The organism is uncultured Sphingobacterium sp., assembly GCF_964277905.1.
In the GTDB taxonomy this organism is placed as follows: Bacteria; Bacteroidota; Bacteroidia; order Sphingobacteriales; family Sphingobacteriaceae; genus Sphingobacterium; species Sphingobacterium siyangense.
The window spans coordinates 176,681-203,025 of the sequence record NZ_CAXYKD010000048.1; the positions used below are offsets into that span (position 1 = coordinate 176,681).

The window sequence follows — 26,345 nt, forward strand, 5'->3', positions numbered from 1 at the left end:
TAGAACAAAATTAAGATGCCAACAAACTATATCAATTTCAATGGCAGTGTAGTGCCGGAAGATCAGGAAATATTTAGTATTGAGAATAGAGGATTCCGTTATGGGGATGGATTATTCGAAACGATGCTGTATAAGGATGGTGATATCCGCTTTCTAAATTTTCATGTCGAGCGTTTACAGAAAGGAATGGAGTTGATTCATTTGGATGATGCGAATCTATTCGATGAATTTTTTATTCGATCGAGATCCGAAGAGTTAATCCGTAAAAACAATATGTTGGGGCAGCAGGTTCGTATCCGATTGATCGTGTTTAGATCTGGAGGTGGATTGTATAGTCCAACGAGTAATAAACCTGGTTTTGTTTTGCAGGTGCAGCGCATAGAACCCAATCTTCGCGATAAGAAGGTCGGTTTGATTGTTGGACTTTACAATGAATTCAAAAAACCGTATAGCGATCTTTCAAAGATTAAATCTTTAAATGCGCAGATTTATGTGTTGGCTGGCATTTATAAAAAGAAAATGGCTTTTGATGATGTATTGATTCTAAATCAGGAAGGTTATCTATGTGAATCCTTGATTTCAAATATCTTTGTCTATTACGAAAAGGTACTTTATACACCAGCGTTATCCGAAGGATGTATTGAAGGAGTAATGCGCCGGGTAGTCATGGACATGGCACAGGATGAAGGTATAGAAGTGGTTGAGGCACAGATAAGCCCCGAAATCATGAAACGGGCGGATGAGATTTTCTGTACCAATGCTGTACAGGGCGTACAATGGGTAATGGGCTATAAGCAAAAGCGCTATTTCAATAAGATATCGCGGATCTTGCAGGAAAAATTACAACATTGGAACTATGACGTCAGTGATGAACAGGACTAGAATAATTTCATTATACATACAAAAGGGCAGGATTTAATCCTGCCCTTTTGTATGTATAATTCGCTCAGCCCATTGCTCAAAGGCATTTTTAAAGCTGCGTAGAAAATCTTTGGTTTTTTGTGATTCAATAGTCCCGTTGGGTCCAATACATGTTGTTATACTACCCAAATAAGCTTCGGGTTGCTGCATCGTTAAGACATTGACGAAGACCAGTGATTGACGTAAATGGTGGTTGGCGCCAAAGCCACCGTAAACTCCCGTTGATGAAGAAATTATTGCTCCAGGTTTACCATCCCATTTATTTTTTCCATAGGGTCTTGAACCCACGTCAATCGCATTTTTTAAAACTGCAGGAATGGAACGATTATACTCTGCAGTAATAAAAAGTACAGCATCCAGGGACGCGACCTCTTTCCGAAACCGCACATAGCTCGGAGGAGGATTTCCTACATCGTCAACATCCTGATTATATAGGGGAAGCTCGCTGATATCGATTATGCGATAGCCAAATTTAGATTCCTCTTGCTCAAGAATAAACTGCGCAATTTTTTTGTTGTAAGATTCCTTTCGTAAGCTACCAACCAATATTCCTACGTTATATATGCTCATTGTTTTTAGTTCATTAAAGTCTGTATGATCTGAACAACTGATCCTATTAAAAAGTTTGCGGTTTTTTATCAATCATGTTGTATTTAACCTGTTTAAAATGAGATTCTTATTGTTGTGTTAACAAAAATTAACATTTGAACATTAATCTTTTGCACACTGTTTGTTGTCGTATTGTAAAGAAGAAATTACAAACTAGAGGGAGGAGCTACTTATGAAAAAATTGTTTTACGCGGCTGCGATTATTGCAGGCCTTTTTACAGCGGGAGCTGCACAAGCGCAAGTCAGTATCAGTGTCAATATTGGGAGTCAGCCTAGCTGGGGCCCAGCAGGTTATGATTATGCCCGCTATTATTATATTCCAGAATACAATATGTATTACGATGTACCCGCGAGATGTTACGTTTATTATGATAATGGCGGCTGGATAAGAAGAGCAAGTTTACCGAGGAGATACAGACATTACGATTTTTATCGGGCTCATAAAGTGGTTATTAACGATCGCACACCATGGCATCACCACGATCGGTATAGAAGCCGTTATGGCGGTTACCGTGGAAGACAAGTATCCATCCGTGACAACCACCACGGTGGTAGTGGGTATTCATTTGCCAGCGAACGTAGTGTAAGGCGCGAACATTCATGGGGAGAAAGCCGTCGATACGATAGCCGAAATGGACATGGACGTGGCAATAACCAGGGGCATGGAAACGGACATGGGCGTGGTAACGGTCACGGAGGAAGACATAGAGATTAATCGAGTAGTTGAATAACATGATAAAAAAGGAATCTATATACATATAGGTTCCTTTTTTTTTGGCCAGAAATAAAAGGCTGTTTGCATTCGTAGCTTCGGGTGCTTGCGGAATCATGACGCTTTTAGTGTACATGCACAATAAATTAAATAACATAACAGCTTGATTAATGAAAAATATATTAATTTTGCGCTACACGGGACTGAGATCCGCTTATTTTAGATGATTTTGAGTTTGTGAGAAATAATTGTAATGTGTAAGTTAATTTTTGTGATGAGAAAACTGGTTAATTCGGGTGTTGTATGGGTAGGGTTAAGTATATCTATTTTTGGATTTTACTCCTGCAATCAAAGTGGGACAAATAAGGTGCAAAATGTGGGAGCTGTTGACTCTATGCCGCCAAAAAAGGATAGTTTGCTTGCTGTGCAAGATTCGATAAGTAAAGTGGATTCGCTGCGTAAAGACACCATTACAAAAATGGAAGAAAATGTGGACTATAAAGGGACTAAAGATACGACCGTATTGTTGACTGATACTGTTTCTCCACGTTATATTTATCTCACTTTTGACGATGGTCCACTGAATGGAAGCCAGCACCTTGATTCCATTGCGACAGCGAAAGGCATCAAAATTAATGCTTTTCTGATTGGCAATCATGATAAAATGAGTAAAAAATTACACAGTTTTACAGAACGTTATAAGAATAATCCTTTAGTGGATTGTTACAACCACAGCTACTGGCATGCGCACAATAAATACAGTACTTTCTATTCGAATCCGCAGACGGCTTTTGAAGATTTTGAACTTGCTGAGCAATCGCTGGGATTAACCCATAAAATAGTTCGGTTGCCGGGACGAAATATCTGGTATATCGGAGACCGTAAAAAAGTTGATTTGAAAAGTGGGGCTTCGACAGCCGAGTTACTACATCAGAATGGTTATAAAGTAATTGGTTGGGACTGTGAGTGGAAGATAAATGGTGTTACAGGGAAACCGGACCTATCGGTGAATCAATTGTATACCCAAATGAAGAATTTACTCCGTAAAGGTACCTCTTATACGAAAAACAATGTTGTGCTATTGACACATGACAATATGTATCAAACGAAAAAAGGACAGCGGCTATTATCGGATTTGATCGATAGTCTCAAACAACATCCAAACTATCGTTTTGAATTTGTGCGGAATTATCCGCAATAATGACAGCTATCTCTCTAAATAATTAAGGCTTAAACTGGGGTTCATTCCTGTTTAAGCCTTAATTATTTAGACGAAAAATCTAGTTTAATTTTGTTTACGGAGATATTTGGTCAGTATAACGATTGTTTGACCCTCAATCTTTCCTTCAATTTGTTCGATATTGTCTGCTACTAGTCGAATATTCTTAACCACGGTGCCTAAAGTCGCTTTTAAGGAGGAGCCTTTCACGTCAAGTGTTTTTGTCAGCACAACAGTATCGCCTTCCAATAGTCGTTGCCCGATGCTATCTTCATGAAAAGAAACATAGCCATCATTTTCATGATCTCCAGTTTTCTTAGCTTCCGATAGTGTTTCATCATCGAGATAGAGGATATCCAGTGCTTCAGACGCCCAGCCTTCATTTTTTAATCGGTTTAACATACGCCAGCATACAATTTGCACCGATGGGTTTTCGGACCACATCGCATTTGGAAGGAATTTCCAGTCGTCTGGATTTAATTGCTCCGTTTTGTTGAGCTGATTGACCAATGTTTCTGAAATCAGTAAAGTATTGTCCAAATTTGATGTTATTTCCGGAGGTAATGTGTAGGCAATTAAAGTGGCATCTTCGCCTGTCAGCTCACATTTTCCGCCAGCTCTAGCTTGTAATTGTTCTTCTAATTTCATGTCAGTTTTTTTGAAAGCCCAAACTTAGCCAAATTTGCTTTGATGTACAATGACGAATATCACGACGTAGGGAAATAATTCCTGTTTTTACTCTTATAAAGCATTGTTTTTGCTTATGGCTTTCATTTGTTTGCTGGTAAATTTATTTATATGATGCGGGCTATGAGGTAAAGTGGAGTAAATTTTTTCTTCAAATAAATTTACTCCATGTAGAACATTGGTACCGAATTTGTGTTTAACCAACATTAGAAAAGATTATTAACTGTAATATAGGAATACTATGAAATGGCAAGGAGGCAAGCAAAGTGGTAATTTTGAGGACCGTCGTGGAATGTCGGGGGGAGGAAAAATTGCTTTAGGAGGAATTGGTGGGATTATTGTTTTGGTCATTGGATTTTTGATGGGTGGAGATCCGATGCAACTCTTACAGCAAGCCCAAAATATGGGGGCGCAAACTGAACAATCGGGACAGCCGCGTGAGTTAAATCCGGAGGAAAAAAGACTAACTGAATTTTCATTAACTGTACTTCAGAGTACCGAGGATGTTTGGGCAAAGCTGTTTAAAGAGCAGATGCAGAAAAATTATACCCCTACAACACTCGTATTTTACGATGGGGGAACACAAACGGATGGTTGTGGTATGGGGCAGGCTTCTTACGGACCTTTTTATTGTCCGGGTGATCAAAAGATTTACCTGGATCTAAGCTTTAGTAGAGAACTTTCGGATAAATTCGGTGCAAAAGGAGAGTTCGCCATGGCGTATGTAATTGCGCATGAAGTCGGACATCATATCCAACAATTGGTGGGATTATTGCCGAAGACCAATCAAGCGCGTGGGAAACTGAGCGAGCGTGAAAATAACAGGATCTCCGTTATGACCGAGCTTCAAGCGGATTTTTATGCTGGTGTATGGGCGCATTACATCAATGATTTAACTGATATAAAAATTGATTATAATGATATAATGGACGGGATGAAAGCTGCAGCTGCTGTTGGTGATGATAAATTACAGACTGAAGCACAGGGCTATGCTGTTCCTGAATCATTTACGCATGGTACATCCGCCCAGCGTATGGAATGGTTTAAAAAAGGATATGATTCGGGGGATATGCGATCGGGCAACACCTTTGAAGACCCTAGTCTGAAATAAGGATCGCAATTCGAATAAAAAACACCTGGCCGTGCATCATGACCAGGTGTTTTTTTTTGTGGTATAGGCAATTTGCCTTGAGGGAACCAAGCCGTTTGGCAAATGCCGCGCTGGTCATATCAGATCATTACTGAACCAACAGATTACAACCACGAATATCACTTTGGTCAAAACGTCCCAATATTTCAAAAGAGCCGTCCTGATATACTTTACCTAAATCTTGTGTGGCTATAAATGAACAGGAGTAGCGATTGGCGAGGTCGATTACATTGATGCCGCCAGTTTTATTCAAAGGAATCAGGCTTAAAGGATCATTGGTATCTCGGATCAAGATTTTCATCCATTTGGGAAGATAGAATATTCCCTGACCTAAAGAGTAGCCTTGTGAGAGTAATTCTGTCATGCCATATTCAGAATGGATGCCATGCACAGAAAAGGCTTCTTCGAGGAGTTTATGGATTTCCTGTTTCACCATTTCCTTACGCTTACCTTTCATTCCGCCGGTTTCCATAATGATCAGTTCAGGAAATTCAAAGGCATATTGTTCAATGAAGTCGAGTAGGGCATACGTTACGCCAAAGAGGATGGTCTTTGTGCCTTTATTTTTAAGCTTAATAAGTGTATCGAAAAGCTCTTGGTGGTTATAGAGAAAATAATTGCTTTCCGGTTGCTCACTTTGCTTCATGAGATCATCAATCATATAGATCAGCGACGAACCACTTCGCTCTAGGTAGGATGGGAGCAATGCAAGGACGGCGATGTTGCCGAGCGGACCATAAAAACTTTCAAAAATCTTCCGAAAAGTTCGCTCATATATGCTCCGGTCAGCGACCAGATGTTTTGAGGTGACCATACCTGTTGTACCCGAACTCGAGAATACAATTTCAGCCTCCATCCCTTCAGCAATAACCTGTTGGGTCTTAAAAAATTCGATGGGCATGAAAGGAATATCGGTATAGTGCTGAATAAGGTCTTTTTCTCGCCCAAGGAGTCTGATATAGTCACGATAAATTTTGCAATGCTGGCTTTGGAATTGGTAGGTATCTAAACAATGCTGATTAAAATCATCCTCGGTTTTAATGTCAAAAAAATCCTTCCAGTTCGTCATAGCATTTAAAAATTTGATGGACAAAATTAACTAAAATTTGGAAAAGAAAACCGTTAATTGTGGCGAGTATAGGTGTTTCGTAGAAATAGATCAGGATAGGCCGTGAAATATAACTAGAGAACAGGCTTAGGTTAAGTTTTCTTAACTTGACCTAAGCCTGTTTATTTTATAACATACCACCATCAACAGGAAGAACCTGTCCGGTTACGTATGCTGATAAATCAGATGCTAAATAAAGACATGCATTGGCAACGTCTTCTGGTTCGCCAGCACGTTTCAATGGAATCCCGGCTTCCCATCCAGCCACAACTTTAGGATCCAGTACATCTGTCATTTCGGTACGTATAAAACCTGGAGCAACTACGTTTGCACGGATATTACGAGAACCTAATTCTTTAGCGATAGATTTTGTGAATCCGATAATACCAGCTTTTGATGCGGCATAATTTGCCTGACCAGCATTTCCTTGAACTCCAACAACTGAAGACATATTGATAAATGAACCTTTACGGTTTTTCATCATAATTTTCGAAGCGGCTTTTGTAACGTTAAAGACAGATTTTAAGTTGACATTTAATACATCATCCCAATTCTCTTCGGTCATACGCATTAACAAGCCGTCTTTTGTGATACCAGCATTATTTACAACGATATCTAATCCTCCAAAATCGGCAACGATCGCGTTGATTAATTGTTCTGCTTCTTCGAATTTTGAAGCGTCAGAGCGATAACCAATCACTTTGGTGCCGAAAGCCTGAAGCTCCTGTTCCAGTGCCTGTCCTTTTTCGACAGAAGAAAGATATGTAAAAGCGACGTTAGCACCATGTTGTGCAAACACTTCCGCAATTTTCCTTCCGATTCCTTTTGATGCTCCTGTTACTAAAGCAATTTTTCCTTCAAGTATTTTCATCTGTATAAGTTATTTGTTCTTCAATTATTCACACTTAGGCATTTATGTCCATTTTCCTCGCGCTGTCTTTCTCTCACAGCCCGTCTGTTACTGGAATTCAATACGAAACATGAACTCGTTTCCATTTGGTTTATCTTGGTTATGCCACAGTGCTTATGTTTTTTCGATGCCGTCGTATTAGCGAATAAATGATCTTGTTTTTTAGCTATTGTGTACACTATTGCCTTTCGATGTTCTGCAAAAATGTTAAAACTATATTATAACACAAAATCTTTCGATAAATAACGGTTTAAAATAGAAAAACATTGTGTGCTGACCTTGTGTTTATCTTGGAGTGGGGGAGTGTTTTCAGGAAACAATTTTAGAATTTTACGGTAAGCGATCGCTCACTTAGGATTATTTTAATAAATCAATGGTATTTTTGAATAAGTGGTTCTAAAAAGTACAGTTTTTTGACAAAAGACTTGGACGTTTACCAAAAACTATATTAAATTTGCATCAATCACAAAAACATGAGCAAAAAATCAAATAAAGAAGTTGACGTTGTTCTGATCGGCGCCGGTATTATGAGTGCTACTTTGGGTACTCTAATCAATGAATTAAGCCCAGACGTTAATATTGAAATTCTTGAGCGTTTGGATGTTGTGGCTGCTGAAAGTTCTGACGCTTGGAATAATGCTGGCACGGGTCACTCTGCCTTATGCGAGTTAAATTATACCCCCGAACAGAAAGATGGTTCTGTAAAGATTGATAAAGCAGTTAAAATTGCTGAGCAATTTGAAGTGTCTAAGCAATTTTGGTCCTACCTCGTTGATAAAGGCATTATTGCCCAACCTGAAAATTTTATCCGTAGTATTCCACACATGAGTGCGGTTTTTGGTGAAAAAGATGCTAAATTCCTAAAGACAAGATGGGAAACATTGACGACCCAAAACTTGTTCAAAGGGATGGAGTATACCGAAGATACGGCATTGTTGAAATCGTGGATTCCATTGATGATGGAAGGACGCGAGGCCGATGAAAAAATCGCTGCGACAAAAATGGATCTGGGCACTGATGTTAATTTTGGGTCGTTGACACGTGATTTGATCGCTAATCTTGAAAATAAAGAAAATATTTCGATCTCCTTAAACCATGAAGTAATCGACATCGAACGTGAAGACGATGGCCGTTGGGAAGTGGAGGTCAAAGATTTAAAGACAGGAACAAAGAGAGAAATAAAAGCAAAGTTTGTATTTATTGGGGCCGGTGGCCACTCGTTGTTGTTGTTGGAAAAATCTGGAATACCAGAAGCGAAAGGCTATGGCGGATTTCCTGTAGGGGGCCAATGGCTACGTTGTGTAAATGAAGAGATTATTAATACACATCATGCGAAAGTGTATGGAAAAGCTTCTGTTGGAGCTCCTCCAATGTCTGTACCGCACTTAGATACACGTTATATTGATGGCAAACAAGCGTTATTGTTTGGACCATATGCAGGTTTCTCAACTAAATTCTTAAAACAGGGGTCTTACTTCGATTTACCTGCTTCTATCAAATTGTCTAATATCCGCCCGATGTTATCAGCCGGACTTGACAACTTACCTTTGACGAAGTATCTTATTACTGAAGTTATGAAGTCACCAAAAGATAAACTAGAGTCTTTAAAACAATTTATGCCTACAGCTAAATTGGAGGACTGGGTTATCGAGAAAGCAGGACAACGTGTTCAGGTCATCAAGAAAGATGAAAAGAAAGGTGGAATTTTAGAATTTGGTACAGAGGTCGTTTCTAGTGCAGATGGTTCTATTGCTGCGCTATTAGGAGCTTCTCCTGGAGCTTCGACGTCAGTTGCTATCATGATCAGCCTGTTGAAGAGATGTTTCCCTGAACGTGCGAAATCAGATGAATACCGTAAAAAACTACGTGAAATGATTCCTTCACACGGGAAATCATTGAACGATGATGCGCAACTATGTAAAGAAACGCGTACGCGTACGCACAAAGCGTTGAAATTGATTGATATAGAATAATCAATTCGACAGAAAATATACTTATGGGGTGCTTGGAATGACCATGGTCATTCTCGGCTGAGATTATACCCAATAAAAGCGATTGTACCTCCTTGTACAATCGCTTTTATATACCTGATCCAGGTAATGCTGGCGTAGGGATTTAATTTCAATAAAAACGTCCGTTTTTCTCCCATAGGTTTATTATGAATTACACGAAATAATAAACAAGGCGATGACTTCTGAAACAATTTTCGAAGCTTTTATAAAACAGATTCAACAGGCCACCATCGCGGAATGGCTAGGGGTATCCTTTGGTGTTTTACAGGTTTGGTTTTCCCGGCAAAATAAATCGATCAATTACATTTTTGGGATTATTGGTATCTTAATTTCTGTTTACGTATTATTCCATGCGAAACTATATGCAGAAATATTACTACATCTCTATTATTTGATCATGAGCATCTATGGCTGGATCTATTGGAAATATAGTAGTGATGTTGCTGCTCCCATAACGCATTGTGAGCCGAAAGAATGGTGGATAGTAGGGGGAATCTGCGCTCTCGGTTTTCTGTTGTTTTATTTCGGATTGGTACATTTAACGGATTCTGATGTACCGCTTTGGGACTCTGCAGTTTCCTGTACAGCTTGGGCAGGGATGTGGTTATTGGCAAAACGGAAGATAGAAAATTGGATATTGTTGAATATCAGTAATCTGATGGCAATTCCTTTACTGATCCATAAAGGGTTATTTCTTTATTCGGGCTTGACTTTGTTTTTATTTGTTATGGCATTTAGTGGATATTTTAATTGGAGGAGAATAATAAGTGAGGAAAGATATGCAACTCAGTAGCGAAGATATTGCTATTCTGAAAGATAATCAGGCTAAGGGAATCCATCAGAAAACATTGTCGGATGGACAACTCGAATTGATTTTTCGTCGGAAATGGTTTAAGATTTGGGTTCCACCTGCATTGGGTGGATTGGGGTTAAGTTTACCCGAAGGCCTCAACTTATTGGCTGACCTGGCTTATTGGGATGGGGGATTAGCCTGGACAGTAACGTTATGTTCAGGAGCAAATCTCTTTGTCGGTTTTATTGATCCGGTTTTAGGAGATCAGATTTTCAAAACGGATCGGGTTTGTTTTGGCGGCAGTGGACAGGCATCAGGTACAGCTACACGTGAAGGTGAACATTATCGACTCCGCGGTTTTTGGAGATATGCTACCGGAGCTCCTCATTTAACCCATTTTACCTTAAATGCTGCAATTCAGGAGGCAGGAAAACCCGTGTTGGACGAAAAAGGTGAACCACTGATAAAATCATTTTTTGTGGATCGTGACCATGTACTGGTGCATTACGACTGGGATACATTTGGATTGGAGGCTACAGCTTCGCATTCCTTTTCGCTGGAAGACATACTCGTTGATGGTAGGCAGTCTTTTGAGATTGATGCGGCAAAAAGTACACGTAGCGAGCTGTTGTATCAATATCCCTTTATGCCTTTTGCGGAATTGACTTTACTGGCTAACTTTACGGGAATGTATAAGCGCTTTTTGGATTTAATCGAAAAACTATTTGTGTTAAAAAGCAATCAATCCAAATGGGAGAAGACTGAAAGTAAAGAAGCCTTTAGGGTACTCGATGACTTTCAGCAAGATTATGTTAATCGGAGGGAAGCAATAATGAATTTGGCCGCTCTTTCTTGGGAAAATCTTCATGATGGCAATGATAATGCAGCAATTTATGAACAGATAGGGATACAAAGTCGAGATTTTGTGGAATCTATCTTGACAAATACAATAAGACTCTATCCGCATACCGGAATTTCTGGTGCCGCCATTGAACATGAAATCAATATAATCTTCCGGAATATTTTTACGGCTTCCCAACACAAGTTATTGCAAAAGAGCTTATAAACAAAAAAGACTATCCTAGGATAGTCTTTTTTGTTAAAGGACAAATGAAGATTTCGGGAGCTTTGCCGATACAATTTAGGTGTTCAATTTGTAACCGAAACTAGTGCTACTATCTATGGGGATACTAATTTGGAACACCTTAAAAATCCTAATGAGGTGGAGATTGAATTCTTTTGTGTTCACTCAAAAGCCGTTATTCTCCTCGTGAGATGCTATTGTGATATATCTTTTTCCGAAGGTCGTTTGAAACAGAACAAAAGCAATAGAAAGAAAATCAAATAAGATATATTAAATGCAGCAGCTCCTATCCATCCTCTTAAGTCAGATGGGGGTAGAATTAGTTTTAAAGGAAGCTGGTAAATGGTAAGAAATAACGGACTGATCAATCCTGCCCATTTTGGTAGATTAGTCTTACCAGCAAATATAAAAATTGAAAATATTAGATAGGCGACTAACATCGTGATGATCGCTGTCCCCCATGTGATAAACATTGTTTTTTGAAAGCCGGCGGCGATTTTTAACAAATAGGGGTGGGCGACAGGATCGGTGTTATAGATTGCTTTGTAGATCTCTCCCGTAAAATAGAAAACAGCATGCCCCAAAGGCATAAGCATCACACTGATAACCAGTAAATAGTAGGTTCCCCTGGCATACCATGTATTCTTATCCAAAATGTATTGATATACCAACCAAACACCAGGTAGAAAGAAAGTTGCTGTCATCGCAGCAATTAATGCCCCAAACATGAGGCGGTTGGTTGATCCTTCGAGCATTAAAGTCGCAAGTCCAACGTCAACCTTTTCGGAATACGTACTATAAAAAAGAGGGTAGTTTTTGGGATCTACGTCAAAGCCCGCGACATATATATCGCCCACAATCCAGCATATGGCGCCAGCTATACCTGAAATAAATGCCCATTTTAGTCGTTTATGGTAATTCATACGTTGATATTTTACTATTGAAACTCGACCATCTCACCGAGGTAATTGATTTCCAATCATGATTTGTTACAAAGAATCCGATGCAAAACTAGGAGACTCTTTTTATTTTGAGAGCTGTCATAAGGAATAAAATATCCGCCAAAAGGAATAGTTTAACCATTGACCGTATGTAATGATTTTCCCATTCAAACTACCTGTTTAAATATTAAATTGATTCAATAAATTATATCTTATATAGATTACGTTGCTCTTTCTTTTATTAAATCCGTGGATTTCTTTTTAGTTCTACCTGGGTTTATTTCGGTCGAATGGGTATATGAATAATAGCTGATATTAAAATAATCTTTTGAAAGGTTTTTTTTAAAGTTTGTAGTTGGCTGTTTTACTTTAAATAGCTGATTTATGTTTATTTTATGAGTTTTTTTGTCGTGTTAAACAAAACGGTTTTTTTAGGGTTATATAGGCAATGAATTGTATTTTTTAAGCCTATTTAGATATACAGCAATTTGACGGAAGAAACCATGCTAATCCGGAGATACATAAGGGTATACAAATACCGACTAGCTGAATAAAATCGTAGCTAAAAGGTTTTAAATGTGTAAAATTGACAATTAATATTTTGATGTATCATAAATAATACATTTATTTGCCTAATAATCCATTGCAACCGGTTGCAATTTTAAAAAGCCACCGGTTTAAACAAATTATAAATCAAGTTAATCTATCATTATTAAACTTATGTGGTATTCTGACAAAATCAAACTGGTGACGGCTTCTAAAAAGTGGATTATTCCGCTTGTCGCTCTAGCGACCAGTTATACACAGGTCCAAGCGGCGGCCGCCTTATCCGCTTTAAAGGGAAATAGTAATTTCCTAAATTTTCAACAATCTATTTCTGGGGTAATTAAAGATTCCGCTACGGGAAATCCAATTAGTGGTGTAACAGTTTTAATTAAAGGAACGACTGAAGTAACGCAGACGGATGCAGCAGGACGTTATACGATTGCAGCTAAGCCGGGACAGATCCTATTGGCTCGCTTTGTTGGTTATGACAATCAGGAGATTACTGTTGGCGAAAGCAAATCTGTAAACATTCAGCTTACAGCTTCGAGCAACCAAATCGGTGAGGTTGTAGTGACAGCACTGGGTATTATGCGGGAAAAGAAATCTTTGGGCTATTCAACGACCTCTGTCAAAGGCGATCAATTTACCACCGCCCGTGATCCGAATTTGGGAAATGCCCTGAGCGGAAAAGTGGCAGGTGTGAGCGTAGCCGGAAACGCAACTGGACTTGGTGGAAGTAGCCGTGTTGTCATTCGTGGAAATGCCTCCATGACAGGTAACAATATGCCCCTATATGTCGTAGACGGTATTCCATTGGATAACCAGAATCAAGGCTCCGCAGGTCAGTACGGAGGTATGGATATGGGGGATGGACTCAACAGTATCAATGCCGATGATATTGAAAATATTCAAGTATTAAAAGGTGCGGCTGCCTCTGCGCTATACGGCTATAGAGGTGGAAATGGCGTTATTATGATCACAACCAAATCAGGCAAAGGAGCACAAGGGATTGGTATCGATTTCAATAACAATATGACGGTTAATACCATTTATGATTACCGTGATTTTCAGGATATTTATGGTCAAGGTGTACAAGGTACTAAGCCTACGACTGCTGCCGCTGCTAATGATACTTATAATCAAAGTTGGGGTGCAAAAATGGATGGCAGCCAAGCCGTCAATAAATTTGGTAACAGTTATACGTATTCGCCTATCGATAACTGGAAGAATTTTTACCGAAAAGGTCTAAGTAATCAAACTTCTCTAGCAGTCAGTGGAAGTGATGAAAAATCCAGTTTCCGACTTGGATTGAATAATATGTATGAGGGATCTATCCTTCCTAATGCGAAGTCTAATCAACGCGGAGCAAATTTGAATACAACTTATAAAATCACACCAAAAGTACAGCTGGGTATCAATGCCAACTATATGTTTGAGTTTGTGAATAATAGGGCTAATCTTTCGGACGGTAATGGAAATACAAATGCCAGTCTTTTGTATCTGGCAAATAGCTATGATGTTCGCTGGCTCGAGCCGGCCGTTGATGAATTTGGTAAAGAACTGCAGCCAGGGAATAATGTTTATTTTAACAATCCTTACTTTCTGCAATATAGAAAATTCAACGAGTCCACCAAAAAAAGACTTACGGGAGGCTTTAATTTGCGCTACGACATAACGGATTGGCTATACGTGCAGGGGGCCGCCACTCGAGATGGTTTCAACCTAGCCTTTAAGCAGGTGCAGCCAAAGGGAGCCTCTGCCGATCCTAACGGTTACATCAATGAATACAATAAGGAATTTGAAGAAACCAATTTCAATTATTTAATAGGTTTTAAGAAAAAGTTGAGCGACTTTTCGATTTCCGCAACTGTGGGTGGAAACAGCCAAAAAACGCGTAACCAAACTTGGGGCACTGACGGTGGGATACGTCCATTTATCGTGGATGGTGTATATAATACAGGCAATGTGGCTGCAGGGACACGTACCTTCAAAAAATTATACGATGAATATCAGGTGAGATCTATCTATGGAACAGCTGATTTTGGTTATAAAGACTTTTTATTCTTGAATCTTTCGGCCCGTAACGATTGGTATTCCACGCTTAATCCCGAAAGTAACGGTTATCTGTACCCGTCTGTCAGTTTAAGTTATGTGTTTACAGATCATCTTAAGCTTCCGGATTGGATAAATATGGGTAAATTGAGACTATCGAGAGCAGCGGCTTCAAATGGAACGAAAGCTTATCAGACCGCATTGGCTTATCGGACTTTGTCTTATGAACTACAAAGTCAGCCCGTTGGAACAATTAACAACGATGTGGTTCCTAACGCTAATCTAAAGCCTGTTCGTATTAGTGAATGGGAAGCTGGAACAAATCTCGAATTTTGGGGTAACAGAATGGGGATCGACCTTGCTGTTTATCAAAAAACAACCAAAGATGATATTGTTCGCGTAACGACAAGTACAGGGTCAGGTTATTCAGTCGCAATTCAGAACATCGGTGAGTTGCGAAATAAAGGGATTGAAGTCTTAATTTATGGTGATATTATCCGTGCGAATGATTTTAAATGGAAAAGTTCGGTAAATTTTGCATTCAATGATAGTAAGGTTCTTAGCCTTGGCAACCAGAAAAGTTTGACTTTTGAGGGCGGGGTATCAAGATCTGGAAATGCTTCTGTACAAAATATCGTAGGCCTTCCTTATGGTCAGATTGTGGGTTATAAATATAAAACAGACGCCTCGGGGAATCGCATCTTCGATGATAAAGGATTACCTGTTCGTTCTGATGCGGTGGAGGTACTTGGAAACGGTGTTTATCGCTTTACAGGTGGTTTTAGGAATGATTTCACCTATAAAAACTTTAGCTTGGGAATGCTATTGGATGTTAAGTTAGGTGCAAAAATATTTTCAGGAACCAACCTAAACCTATACGGATCTGGTTTACATAAAGCAACACTTGAGGGGCGCGAAGGTAATATCGTTGGTAAAGGAGTAAACCTAAATGGTGGAACAAATACGACAGCTGTTGATGCTCAAACGTATTGGAAGTACGTGGTTGATCAGTCTTTTACAGAGGAGTTTGTTTATGACGCAGGTTTTGTCAAATTACGTGAAATTTCTTTTGGATATAGTTTACCCAAACAGATGTTGTCCAAAACACCATTCCGGGCCGCTTCACTTTCCCTGGTTGGTCGTAATCTATGGACAATCCACAAAAATACACCAAATATAGATCCGGAGTCGGCTTATAATAATAGCAATGCACAGGGGCTTGAACTCAACGGTTATCCGATGACACGTAATATAGGTTTTAATTTAAATCTAAAATTCTAAGGTCGAAAACCTAAAAGAATGACAGAGATTTTAGAAATCAGTAAAAGGTAAAGAACTATTAAAATGAAAAAGAAATTATTATATCTTCTTGCTGCGCTTGGATTCGGATTATCCTCATGTAGTAATTTTGGCGACTTGAATGTCGATCCCGAGGCAATAGGAAAAGACAATATGGATTATAAATTGCTGTTTACGAATGTGCAGCAATACGGTTATGGAACGGAGTATGAGGCTTGGAGAAATGGACTGATTTATATCAGTACCATGATTCAGCATACGGCTTCGGTTGAAAGTTACTGGAATGGTGACAAATATACCTATAGCGCTGGCTACAACTCGGCATTTTGGGATCGTTTATATCCAAATGGTGTACGTGATGTTGTCGATCTTATGGAAAACTGGAAGGATAAACAAGAGTTTTTTCCGGAATACCAGATGGTACGCATTATGCGTGTATTGTTGTTTCACCGTCTGACGGATCTTTATGGTGATGTGCCCTATTCGGAAGCGGGGCTAGCTTACTATCAAGGGAAAGGCTATCCTGTATATGATACACAAGAATCCATCTATCTCGATATGTTGAAAGAGCTCAAAGAAGCAGCGACTAATTTAAATGGAAAGACATCTACAATAGGCCAAGCGGATATTATTTATAAAGGTGATGTTGTCAAATGGCAAAAATTTGCGTATTCCTTGATGCTAAGATTGGGTATGCGCCTTTCTAAGGTAAATCCTGAAATTGCAAAAACTTGGGTAAATACTGCGGTAAGCGGAGGTTTGTTTGCCAGCAACGATGAAAGCGCGTTGATTTTACACCCTGGTGCAGTGACAGCCAATAATAGCGCTGAACCTTTTGGAAAGATTTATGTACACGAGGATCCAAACGCGTATCGTATGAGTGAGTCTTTTATTAATTTACTGAAAAATACGTATGATCCAAGATTAAGGTTTCTTGCAACAGTTGTTGAAGACCCTTCTATAAAAATAGATGATTCGAGATGGTCGAGAGGAGATACGACAGTAAGCAAGCAATTGGGCATGCCGAATGGTTATGATCAAACCACCACAGGTGCAACCTTCATTGAAAATTATGCACTCTATCCCGGGGCAATGAATAAGTATTCCGTAGCCAACAGATATACTTACGCTCGTTTAGACGCTCCGACGTTTCTCGTTACAAATGCTGAAAATCAACTTTTATTAGCCGAAGCAGCTTTTAGAGGATGGATTACAGGTTCGGCCAAAGCCTATTATGAAGCTGGTGTGACGGCTGCGATGAAACAGTTTGCACAATTTGGAATTGCAGGTATCGATGATGCAGCCATTACCCGTTATTTAACGCAGAATCCTTTTAGTGAATCTAAAGCATTGGAGCAGATCAATACTCAATATTACATTAATACGTTTTCGGATGAATATGAGTCTTTTGCCAATTGGAGAAGATCGGGGTATCCAGTCTTAAAGCAGGTCAACTATATAGGAAATGCTACGAATGGAACAATTCCTAGACGTTTTACCTACCCGACTGAAGAGTCTACTGTCAATGCTGCAAATTATCAGAAAGCTGTAGCTAATCTGGATAAAGGAGATCAGATGACATCCCGTGTATGGTGGGATAAACAATAATAAGATTGAGGGGTACTAAATTTAGTACCCCTTTTTTATATACAGCGGAGATATATTTTGTAAAGTTTGGCTTTATTTGTCTTTGAATTGAGCGAAATGTAGTGCCATGATTGTGATTTATTAGCCATAGCGAAGTGCTAAGTATCTGTAGGCTTTTTGTTTCTTAAAATGGGGGTTGGGGAGCAATACGTTCGCAATTGTTGATCTAAAAAAACGTATCGAAATAGGGTTGTGGTCTATTGCAACGGCTTTTTCCTATTTTTCACTTTGCGAAGTGGTTTTAAGCACTGCGAAGTAAAATTTTAGAAAAAACCCACTCTAAATCAATTTAAAGTGGGTCTTATTTTAAAATGTGTCCCCGACGAGATTCGAACTCATATCGTCAGAACCGGAATCTGAAATTCTATCCATTGAACTACGGGGACGTGTCGCAAAGATATACTATTTTCTAGATCTTACAAATAATCTTTGTGATAAAATTCAATCTTTTAGCAGACTATTTTTAATGCCTTTTGTCGACAGCATTTTTATGTTTAACATTCGCTAATTCCCTATTTTTTTATACGTGGGCTAATGATTTGTATATGAATGCTTAGCATCTGGGTGATGGTACTGTGGGCTACTTACTATTCCCTTTTATCCACCAGATAAATGGGTTTTCTGCTGAGCGGATTATAAATCCGGCTGATCAAAATTTCTTCGCGTTCGAACTCCACATTGGGAATTACGCGCAGTTTCGCCTGAAAACTATCTTTGATTTCTTTTAATAATGCGCTGTTTTGTTGTTTGGAGGATATTAAAATCCGAATGTCGTCTGTACCGACTGCAGTGCTGGAGATCTCGATCTGATAATGTTCAATTGCGGTGTAGCTGGCCAATACATCAAACATAGCCGGGGGAAACAGCGTCGTACCCTTATACTTAATCATCTGCTGTTTTCGGCCTTCAACAGGGCCTATTCTGTAGGAGTTCCGACCACATGTGCAAGGGTCAGCATGTCGTCTGACCATATCGCCAGTTTTATAGCGCAAAAGGGGCATAGCCTCTATTCCTAAGGTTGTGACAACTAATTCTCCCAGTTGACCATCGGGTACAGGATGGTCATTATCGTCCAATATTTCGGTAATGATTAATGCTGGATGTTGGTGACCACCGGCAAAAGCTTCACATTCTGTGAATGCTGAGCTCATTTCGGTGGAGGCATAAGTGGAGTAGAGGGCAATATTCCATTTTTCCTGAATTCGTTTTGCCAGTTGGTTGTCCTGCAGTTCCGCAGTTCTAAGATTTTCACCGATACAAATGGCGACCTTTACAGAGCTGCTGTTGTAGTCGATGTTATGTTCTTCGGCATAAGCAATCATTTTGAGCAGGAAGGAGGGGACGACAACAAGAAATTTGGGTTTAAACTGCTGGATTGAATCCCATTGCATTTGTGGTATGCCAGCCCCAATACGAAGTATTCCGGCTCCAATTTTACGGAGTCCAAGAAAGTAAGCTAATCCCGCCATAAAACGACGATCCAGGGTCGTCATAATTTGTACCCGGTCGCCTTTTTTAATACCTACCCGTTGGAAGGAAATCATCTCATTATAAGCGAGACGCTCCAAGTCCGCGTCTGTTAATCCAAATACAACAGGTGTCCCCAGTGTACCGGAAGTTGTGGAGAAGTCGACAATCTCCTCTTCGGGGACGCACAGAAAATCCAAGTTAAACTGCTGCAGCTGTTCTTTGGAAGTCGTCGGCAGAAGGGGGAGATCCTGAACACCGCGGATGCGTTGTAAGTCAACTCCTTCACGTTGAAAAAGACGTTTGTAGTAAGTTGAATGTGTATTCAAATAGTTTAACACAAATATTAGCTTTTCATCTTGATAATGGGTTATTTCTTCAAGACTGGCTTGTTCTATCGTTGGGATCATCGATTATCTCCTTTCTTCTCAATTTTATGAATATATGAAGCAATGTTTTTGCGGTCTACCAAAGTGGTCACTTCGCAGGAGTCGGCCTGTTGCAATTGCTTTAGTGCTTCGTCATAGCGCTTTCGCTCAAAATAATACGTTCCTCTCTTGTAATAGACTGCCCAAAACAGGGGATTGAGCTTTTGATATTCCTGCCATTCCGATTCAGTAATTTCTTGGTCAGACTTCAGTTTGTGGTCTATTATTCGATCTCGTTTACGGTATTCCTGATAATCGCGGTAGGCTTTACTATTTAAAAACGTATCTTGAGGAATATTCAATGCTGTATTGGCCAATGTAGAAGCTGGCCGATGTGCTTTGTTGTCGAAGATTTTATTTAAGTCGTAACAGACAAATTCCCCAAGCTGATAGGGGTTGGCTGAGATCCATACAAGGCGTTTTTTTGGTTGGAAAATGACACCATGATGAGCCAAGAGCTGATTTAAGGCCTTTTCATTGCCATAGCCTATTTCCTTATTTTTTAGTCCATTGCGATCTCTTAGTATAGCCGCAACTTTAGGGGCAGTAAGCTTATCCTGCTGTTGCAACTGCTCTGTCAGCAGTTGGTGTCGATAAACACTGTGGCTTTCTTCAATCTGTTTTTGATTGCGCTTATCGGATTGATAGGTACTGCTCTGAAAATGATTTGTGCATAGCAGGTAATTTGCATTGTCTGATTCAAAAACAGCAAATTTATGTGGCGACATCTCAATTAAGATGGCACGGTCTTCATCTGCAGAACCGATCATAAGTGATTCTGAAATAAAAATAGGATGTTTTTTTGCAATGGCGATGGCTTCCGTAAAATTTCGGGCATATTGGAGTATTTCTCGGGCAACAATAGATATAGGCGTTTTTGCGGCCCAGGGAATAGACGATTTTCCTGCATTGAGTGTAACTGTCAGGCCAGCACTGTTCATGCCGGAGACGACACCAATCATGCCTGCCCAACCCACGGAAAGAAATGAATAACCAGAATCCGGTTTCACAATAGTGATTAATTTGTTGTGACTAAAATCGTCGCCCGCATAAAAGTCAAAATTTCGCCCGATAATAAGCTCGCCATCCGCAGACTTTGGTCCCCATGCCGCTAAGGAAGAACAGCCAACCAAAGCGAGGTCCTGGAAAGCATGGCCCAAGTCATGGGCCCCATGAAGAAAAAGATTCCGCTGATAGGGATCCATAAGGGAGTCGTAGCGGGGAGAAGCATACCGTGACAATCCAAAAATCTCTTTTCTATACGCTATCGGGATATATTTATGGATGTTTCGATTATAGACTTTAGTCAATTTCATCATCCATTTCTGCTTGCGCTGAGAAGGGATAAACTCTTGAATTTTAGAAAAGAAAGCCTTTTCTTGGTAGGCATAAAGCGATTGTGTCAGTATACCCGTTTTTAATCCAAGTTCCATCGGGTTACCGCTGACGTAGAGTTCCCATAAACCTTGTGCGTTATGAAATAGGAAGTTACTGTCTATGCTGAGATAATTGTCCGTAGAGTCGGCCAACCTTAATGTCGGAATCGCCTGCTGTTCGAATTTAGCTTTTTCTTTCAGGGCGCCATTTAGCGCACAAGAGCTAAATAGTGATGCTATCCAAATCGCCAACCAATACTTTTTCATCATTCTCTTTAAATAGATCATCTTCAAATTCTTTTCCAAGCATCATTAAGCAACAGGAGAAGGCTGTAATTGTAACCCCCAATACACCGTGCATCTTGACATTTTGGCCTGTCAGAAACAAGTTCTTAACTTTTGTCTTCGTGGAAATTAAGCTATTTAACGGATGCTTGTATTCTTTTAAATAGCCATACATATTACCTTCCTCGGCCCCGATAAAATCACGGTAGCTTAATGGACTGGACGTGTGAACAGATTGAGCGGCAGCTTTAATATTCGGAAACAAGTGTTGGAGTTCTTCGATAATTTCTGCAGCCTTCGCAGCTTTAAAGGCTTCATACTCTCCACCACGGCTACTTAACTGCTGGATAATGGACCGATTGAAAGTCTCATTCCACTGTTGCACTTCGTCCGCAGTCATATAACACATCACGGTCATCGTGCTACAGTAGCGTTGATTTTCGCCGTTACAGCTCATGGAAACGACTAAGGGAGATTGCTCCTGATTATACCAAACGGAAGCGATGTTTTTATAATGGTAAATATTATAATTTTGATAGGGGATATAACCTTCTTTACAAACTATGTAAACGGAAAAAACCGAAGGGCTCAACGGTAAGCCTTGTATACGCTTGACATAAGCTTGCTTTTGAAATCTTTCAGGCAGCATGGCAAAGGTATGCCGGAGATTGATATTCGAAACAAACTCCTTTGCATAAATCAGCTGCTGGTCATCGGTGCGTACTGCTTTGATCAGCTGATCGTCCATTTCTACAGCAATGACTTCTTTATTTTTGATGATGTCACCACCATATTTACGCAATTGGCGGATCAATAACTTGGCAATTTGGCTACCGCCGTTTACACAACGCCAAGCGGACTGAATATAGGAGTTTATGGTAAGCGCATGTACATAGAGTGGGGTACTTTCTGCTTTTGCAACATAAAGGAAGTTCGAACCGACGAGTACAGCCTTAAGGAGTTCGTTATCGGTCAAATCGTCTAAAAAAGACTTTAATGAAATACCGAGTACAGCCTCATTGAACCCAAAACTTTTGCGGAGATTATACATAGGAAATGAATTACAGATGTCCTGTATCTTCTCACAATATACGGTTAAGGCCTGCTTTTCTTCAGGAAAGTAATGAAGCAATTGTTGTACAAAATTTTCATATCCTTGTGCATGTGGATAATTGATCGGATTTCCATCAAATGAAATTCGATCATATTCATCGATTCCCATGCGTTGGATCGATAGATCCTTCATAATCCCCAGATACTCAAAATATTTATACAGGTTTTCACCTTCACCCAAACCACCAATGTAATGTACCCCTGTGTCTAAGATTTCTTTGTCTCGCACAAAAGTCTGCAGATTGCCACCATATTGATTGTTTTTTTCAATGACACATACTTTGCGTCCAAATTTAGCAAGGAGAACTGCGGTAACAAGGCCTCCTAGCCCTGAACCAATGATGACGCTATCGTAGACTTTATCCATTCGTTCTTCTTTTTAATACGCAACTGTATTGATCTTTAAATACTTCTTCAAAACCAATGTAATGCGGCTTTTCTAGGAAATCATAACATACAATAGTATGTATCGAATCGCTGATTTCAACCTTTTCATCGTTGCTGCCCCAGATCAGTACATCGAAACGTAATGTGGTTTCGGTCGGCTGATTTAGATAAGTCAATTTACGTTTATGCTTTAGATACGTATTGCCCGCAATAGCACGTTTTTCAGGATCACGGATATAGCTTTCTATATGTCGCTGTGCCTGTTGCATGGTCAACAAAAAATCAATATGACCAAAATCGTTTCCAATATGCAAAATTTTTGCATTTGCTGCAATGAAATTATTCCAGGTTGCATAAGACTCCTGATGAAGGTCAAAATCATTAAGGCTTAATTTTTCGATTTCCGTTTCTTTATACCGATAGTTTAAGCTTATTTTTTCTCTAAAGTAAGTCGGACCCTCAAATTGCTTTCTGATTTCAGCGAACTGTTGTTTGAATAAGCGACTGATCGTTTTACAGCGTGCAGAATAATTATCCCCAAACTGTTGGTCGGTAGGTCGAATTCTTTCGCCTATGACTGTACTGAGTGTTCCATCATAAATGACAAAATCTCCTTTTGGACAAACGTCGGCAGCACCGTGTATATAAATAGGGAGTATATCCAACTGCAGCTGTTCGGCAATATAGAATGTGCCTTTGTGGAACCGTTGTACATCATTTGTTGCCGATCGCGTTCCTTCTGGAAAAATCGCAATCGAATACCCTGCATCGATACGTTGCTTTAAGATGTTTTTCGATTTTTCTAAATCGTCGTCGAGCATTAAAAAACCTGCACGCCTAACCACACGACCAAAGACCGGTGATTTGTAGACCCATTCGTTCGTAACAAATACGCACTTTGGCAATAAACGCCCAATAAGAAGTGTATCTAATAACGAATTGTGATTGGCTATAATGATCGCGGGTTTTTTGAAGTCTTCGTCGTGCGGGTTGAATTGTTGTTTCTTGACAAAAGGGTTGGATTTCAATACAGAGTCTCCAAAACGAGACATTACGCGTGTCATCCAAGCTCTATTAGAGACCAAACTAAAGAGAAGGCCTGAAAGCATACTTCCGATGATATAGTAGCTGAACGAAAACGCTGAAATCAAGCGCAGACGCAAACTAAGCGGAGATAAGCCTTGGGAAGGCCTGCGGCGAAATACAAACCTAAAAACGAGCGGATAAAGGACAAAAGTGTTTAAAACCGCCGCTGTAACACCGAGTAGGGAAACTGCTGAAATGGACCTTAATGCCGGGTGTTTAGCGAAAATTAAGGCACCGATGGCTAAAATTGTCGTTAATACGGCGAGTAGAATAGACGTACGGTACATAGGCATTTCATCTTTGCCGGTACTGTATTCTTTTTGCAGGGCTGCGGTCATAAATATGGCAAAGTCTACACCGTGACTGAATACAAGTGTGCAGACAATGGTACTGAAAATATTAAATTCGAGGTGAAACAGGCCCATGAGGCCCCCCGTAACCAAACCTGTTAACACAATAGGTACCATGCTGATCAATGTCAGTTCGATGCGGCGAAATGACAACCAAAGAATAACAAATATGGCTACAAAGCTATAATTGACCAAGGTGTTGAAGTCATTGACCAGCTGTCCCAAAAAGGTTTCATTCATTTCTTTACGATCAATGACAACTGTACTGCCATTATTGAACTGCTTAATCAATTTTTCCCGGTTTCCTTCTGTCGTTTTTACAATGGTATTTGCGGTGAAAAAGCCATCTTTGGAACTGATATACTCGCTCAATATTCCATTGTTGAGTTTCTGATAATCATCCCATCTGACGGTCGAAAATTTTTGATCCAAAAGGGAGAAGAAAGCTTGATAAGCAGTTGGTTTGAAACCAAAAGCAGCGCTAGAACGGATAAGATTCTCGCGGATTTCCGTTTTACGGACATCTGTCCAAAAGGAATTCCACTGGGCAATTTTCGCCTCCTGATCCTTTTTCGATAGAACAATTTCACCAATGGAATTGATAGCGATCATACCTGTATCTTGTTGTAATCTACTATACAATACAGAATTAGCCGAAAGAACCTGGTCGATATTGTTACCATAGTTTATCAGAAATAGCGACTTATTTTGTTGTTGTGCTGAATTTTCAAGTTTGTATTCGGCTTCTTGCAGTTCTTTTGGGAAGAAATTTAGTGCAGATAAATCTTTATTGAACCCGACTTTCCAAAAAGTAAACAAGCTCACTACTAACAATAGGTAGCTAAATATTTGTAAGGGTTTATTCCGTTCAAAACTGAATGCAGAAATCCGATCGATGAGATGGTTTTTATCATCCGAGGTTTTTATATTCGGTTTATAGATATGCGGGATAAGAATCAAAGAGAATATTCCCGAGAACAGGATGGCAATGAACGCAAATATTCCCAAATCTTTTAAGGCCTCCGAATTGACGAAGAGCAGGCAAAGAAAAGAAACGGCTGTAGTGCCCGCACTCATCAAGATTGGCTTAGTGATTTCTTTATAGAGGTGTTTGATATTCTGAGTTTGCTTGAAATGCGTCATGATATGCAGCGCATAGTCTATGGTAATGCCAATTAATACTGCAGCAATGGAGATTGAAATAGCAGATATTGTACCCCGCAGAAAGTAAAGAAATGCGAGTGCTAGTAAAGCCCCAAAAAGCGAGGGAATAAAGATGATGACCGGAATTTGCACTTTCTTGTAAAAGAGAATCAAAATAAGCATCAATAAACTCATCGAAATAAGGATCGTCGTTTGGATATCTGTTTTGATTTGCTTTGCATTGGCGACAGCAACCAAAGATGATCCGAAGTAGCTTAGTTTGGTTTTTTTTAGGTAGACCTTGTTTAACGCACTTTTCATGTTGTCAAGCCTGTCGACAAAAATCGCATTATGTTCTGTTTCCGAGCCTGAATATTTGGGATTAATAAACAATAACAGCTTGCTTGAATCTTTTGTAATAATATAGCCATTGTAAAGTTGAAAATCGCCAGCAATACTGAGCTTTTGGAATTTTTTAAGCGCCATAAAGCCAATCCCTAGGGGATCTCGTTGTATAAAAGATTTTGCAACGATACTCGTAGGCGAAATTAATGCAGCATAATTGGCTTCAACTACCTGCGCTATGCTATCACTTGGCAGGTGGCTTGCTATGGTTTTGTAATCGTTCTCGTCCAATAATGTCGGCAAATGCTGGTATACAAACTGCATGGTACTTTCCATTTCCGCGTCACTAATTTGCCCTTGTATACTATGATAGTAGGGGGCAAGCGATACGATGCTATCGGAAAAGGAATTAGCCATTTCAACCATATCGTCAATTGAAGCATCTTTTTCCCGTTCAATAATGACGCTTATTTTATCCGAAAACTTAAGTTGGGTCAATATTTTGGCAACCTCATTTGTCCGTTCATTTTGAGGTATGATCCGCGTAATATCTTCTTCAAATTTTAGTTTTATTGCGAAATATCCTGTTGCGACCAAAAAGAGCAGGGCAACTAACCAGGCGATATAAGGTTTCTTCTTGAAAAATAGATAAAGCTGATAAAAATAATGCTGCAT

Annotated in this window: 18 protein-coding genes, 1 tRNA gene and 1 riboswitch; of the genes, 9 read left to right on the forward strand and 10 right to left on the reverse strand. The window is 39.6% G+C overall.

Features of this window, described 5'->3' with window-relative positions; all coding sequences use genetic code 11:
* Window positions 1-15: 15 nt before the first annotated feature.
* On the forward strand, window positions 16-882 hold the full coding sequence (locus ACHWSC_RS22465; RefSeq protein ID WP_088161006.1) for an aminotransferase class IV: 867 nt from the start codon (window positions 16-18) through the stop codon (window positions 880-882).
* Between the two features lie 33 nt (window positions 883-915).
* Here ACHWSC_RS22465 and ACHWSC_RS22470 read toward each other — a convergent pair whose 3' ends face one another.
* Complete coding sequence (locus tag ACHWSC_RS22470; RefSeq protein ID WP_394678252.1) at window positions 916-1,491, reverse strand: NADPH-dependent FMN reductase; 576 nt, start codon at window positions 1,489-1,491, stop codon at window positions 916-918.
* A gap of 211 nt (window positions 1,492-1,702) precedes the next feature.
* Between ACHWSC_RS22470 and ACHWSC_RS22475 the strand changes: the two genes are divergently transcribed.
* Window positions 1,703-2,245 carry a hypothetical protein gene (locus ACHWSC_RS22475; RefSeq protein WP_120334733.1) on the forward strand — a complete coding sequence of 181 codons (543 nt, stop codon included), beginning with the start codon at window positions 1,703-1,705 and terminating at the stop codon, window positions 2,243-2,245.
* A 271-nt stretch (window positions 2,246-2,516) separates the two neighbouring features.
* The gene (locus ACHWSC_RS22480) at window positions 2,517-3,443 is read left to right on the forward strand and encodes a polysaccharide deacetylase family protein (RefSeq protein WP_075991938.1); all 927 of its coding nucleotides are present in this window, start codon (window positions 2,517-2,519) and stop codon (window positions 3,441-3,443) included.
* A gap of 84 nt (window positions 3,444-3,527) precedes the next feature.
* Here the strand turns inward: ACHWSC_RS22480 and ACHWSC_RS22485 are convergent, their stop codons facing one another.
* Entirely contained in the window at window positions 3,528-4,109 is a 582-nt protein-coding gene (locus tag ACHWSC_RS22485) for an alkylphosphonate utilization protein (protein ID WP_120334732.1), read from the reverse strand.
* A 280-nt stretch (window positions 4,110-4,389) separates the two neighbouring features.
* On the opposite strand from ACHWSC_RS22485, the gene ACHWSC_RS22490 reads away from it, so the two are divergent.
* Window positions 4,390-5,259 (forward strand): neutral zinc metallopeptidase, encoded by an 870-nt coding sequence (locus tag ACHWSC_RS22490; protein WP_088161011.1) that lies wholly within the window; start codon window positions 4,390-4,392, stop codon window positions 5,257-5,259.
* A gap of 127 nt (window positions 5,260-5,386) precedes the next feature.
* Here the strand turns inward: ACHWSC_RS22490 and ACHWSC_RS22495 are convergent, their stop codons facing one another.
* The gene (locus ACHWSC_RS22495; RefSeq protein WP_394678253.1) at window positions 5,387-6,367 is read right to left on the reverse strand and encodes an acyl transferase; all 981 of its coding nucleotides are present in this window, start codon (window positions 6,365-6,367) and stop codon (window positions 5,387-5,389) included.
* Between the two features lie 166 nt (window positions 6,368-6,533).
* On the reverse strand, window positions 6,534-7,277 hold the full coding sequence (fabG, locus tag ACHWSC_RS22500; RefSeq protein ID WP_075991942.1) for a 3-oxoacyl-[acyl-carrier-protein] reductase: 744 nt from the start codon (window positions 7,275-7,277) through the stop codon (window positions 6,534-6,536).
* Between the two features lie 512 nt (window positions 7,278-7,789).
* Between fabG and ACHWSC_RS22505 the strand changes: the two genes are divergently transcribed.
* From ACHWSC_RS22505 to ACHWSC_RS22515, 3 genes are all read left to right on the forward strand, one after another.
* Window positions 7,790-9,289 carry a malate:quinone oxidoreductase gene (locus ACHWSC_RS22505; protein WP_075991943.1) on the forward strand — a complete coding sequence of 500 codons (1,500 nt, stop codon included), beginning with the start codon at window positions 7,790-7,792 and terminating at the stop codon, window positions 9,287-9,289.
* Window positions 9,290-9,303: 14 nt separating this feature from the next.
* Window positions 9,304-9,448, forward strand: a riboswitch (TPP riboswitch).
* Between the two features lie 55 nt (window positions 9,449-9,503).
* A complete protein-coding gene (gene pnuC / locus ACHWSC_RS22510; protein ID WP_088161013.1) occupies window positions 9,504-10,121 on the forward strand; it encodes a nicotinamide riboside transporter PnuC in 618 nt (205 codons plus the stop codon).
* The gene (locus ACHWSC_RS22515; protein ID WP_394678254.1) at window positions 10,108-11,187 is read left to right on the forward strand and encodes an acyl-CoA dehydrogenase; all 1,080 of its coding nucleotides are present in this window, start codon (window positions 10,108-10,110) and stop codon (window positions 11,185-11,187) included. Before pnuC ends, ACHWSC_RS22515 begins: the two co-directional genes overlap by 14 nt.
* Window positions 11,188-11,399: 212 nt before the next feature.
* Here the strand turns inward: ACHWSC_RS22515 and ACHWSC_RS22520 are convergent, their stop codons facing one another.
* Window positions 11,400-12,128: a DUF6796 family protein gene (locus ACHWSC_RS22520; RefSeq protein ID WP_394678255.1), complete on the reverse strand. Its 729-nt coding sequence runs from the start codon at window positions 12,126-12,128 to the stop codon at window positions 11,400-11,402.
* 738 nt (window positions 12,129-12,866) lie between these two features.
* Here ACHWSC_RS22520 and ACHWSC_RS22525 point away from each other — a divergent pair.
* Together ACHWSC_RS22525 and ACHWSC_RS22530 are read left to right on the forward strand one after the other, a co-directional pair.
* Complete coding sequence (locus ACHWSC_RS22525) at window positions 12,867-16,025, forward strand: SusC/RagA family TonB-linked outer membrane protein (protein ID WP_394678256.1); 3,159 nt, start codon at window positions 12,867-12,869, stop codon at window positions 16,023-16,025.
* Window positions 16,026-16,088: 63 nt separating this feature from the next.
* Window positions 16,089-17,651, forward strand: a complete 1,563-nt coding sequence (locus tag ACHWSC_RS22530) for a SusD/RagB family nutrient-binding outer membrane lipoprotein (RefSeq protein WP_394678257.1) — start codon at window positions 16,089-16,091, stop codon at window positions 17,649-17,651.
* Window positions 17,652-18,004: 353 nt separating this feature from the next.
* Here the strand turns inward: ACHWSC_RS22530 and ACHWSC_RS22535 are convergent.
* The 5 genes from ACHWSC_RS22535 to ACHWSC_RS22555 form a co-directional block, all read right to left on the reverse strand.
* A tRNA-Arg gene (locus ACHWSC_RS22535) sits at window positions 18,005-18,076 on the reverse strand.
* A 201-nt stretch (window positions 18,077-18,277) separates the two neighbouring features.
* Window positions 18,278-19,567, reverse strand: a complete 1,290-nt coding sequence (locus ACHWSC_RS22540) for a phenylacetate--CoA ligase family protein (protein ID WP_394678258.1) — start codon at window positions 19,565-19,567, stop codon at window positions 18,278-18,280.
* A complete protein-coding gene (locus ACHWSC_RS22545; protein WP_394678259.1) occupies window positions 19,564-21,231 on the reverse strand; it encodes a C45 family autoproteolytic acyltransferase/hydolase in 1,668 nt (555 codons plus the stop codon). The genes ACHWSC_RS22540 and ACHWSC_RS22545 overlap by 4 nt, the downstream gene beginning before the upstream one ends.
* Window positions 21,185-22,726, reverse strand: coding sequence for a phytoene desaturase family protein (locus tag ACHWSC_RS22550; RefSeq protein ID WP_394678260.1), 1,542 nt, complete (start codon window positions 22,724-22,726; stop codon window positions 21,185-21,187). Before ACHWSC_RS22550 ends, ACHWSC_RS22545 begins: the two co-directional genes overlap by 47 nt.
* The gene (locus ACHWSC_RS22555) at window positions 22,719-26,345 is read right to left on the reverse strand and encodes a 1-acyl-sn-glycerol-3-phosphate acyltransferase (protein WP_394678261.1); all 3,627 of its coding nucleotides are present in this window, start codon (window positions 26,343-26,345) and stop codon (window positions 22,719-22,721) included. Before ACHWSC_RS22555 ends, ACHWSC_RS22550 begins: the two co-directional genes overlap by 8 nt.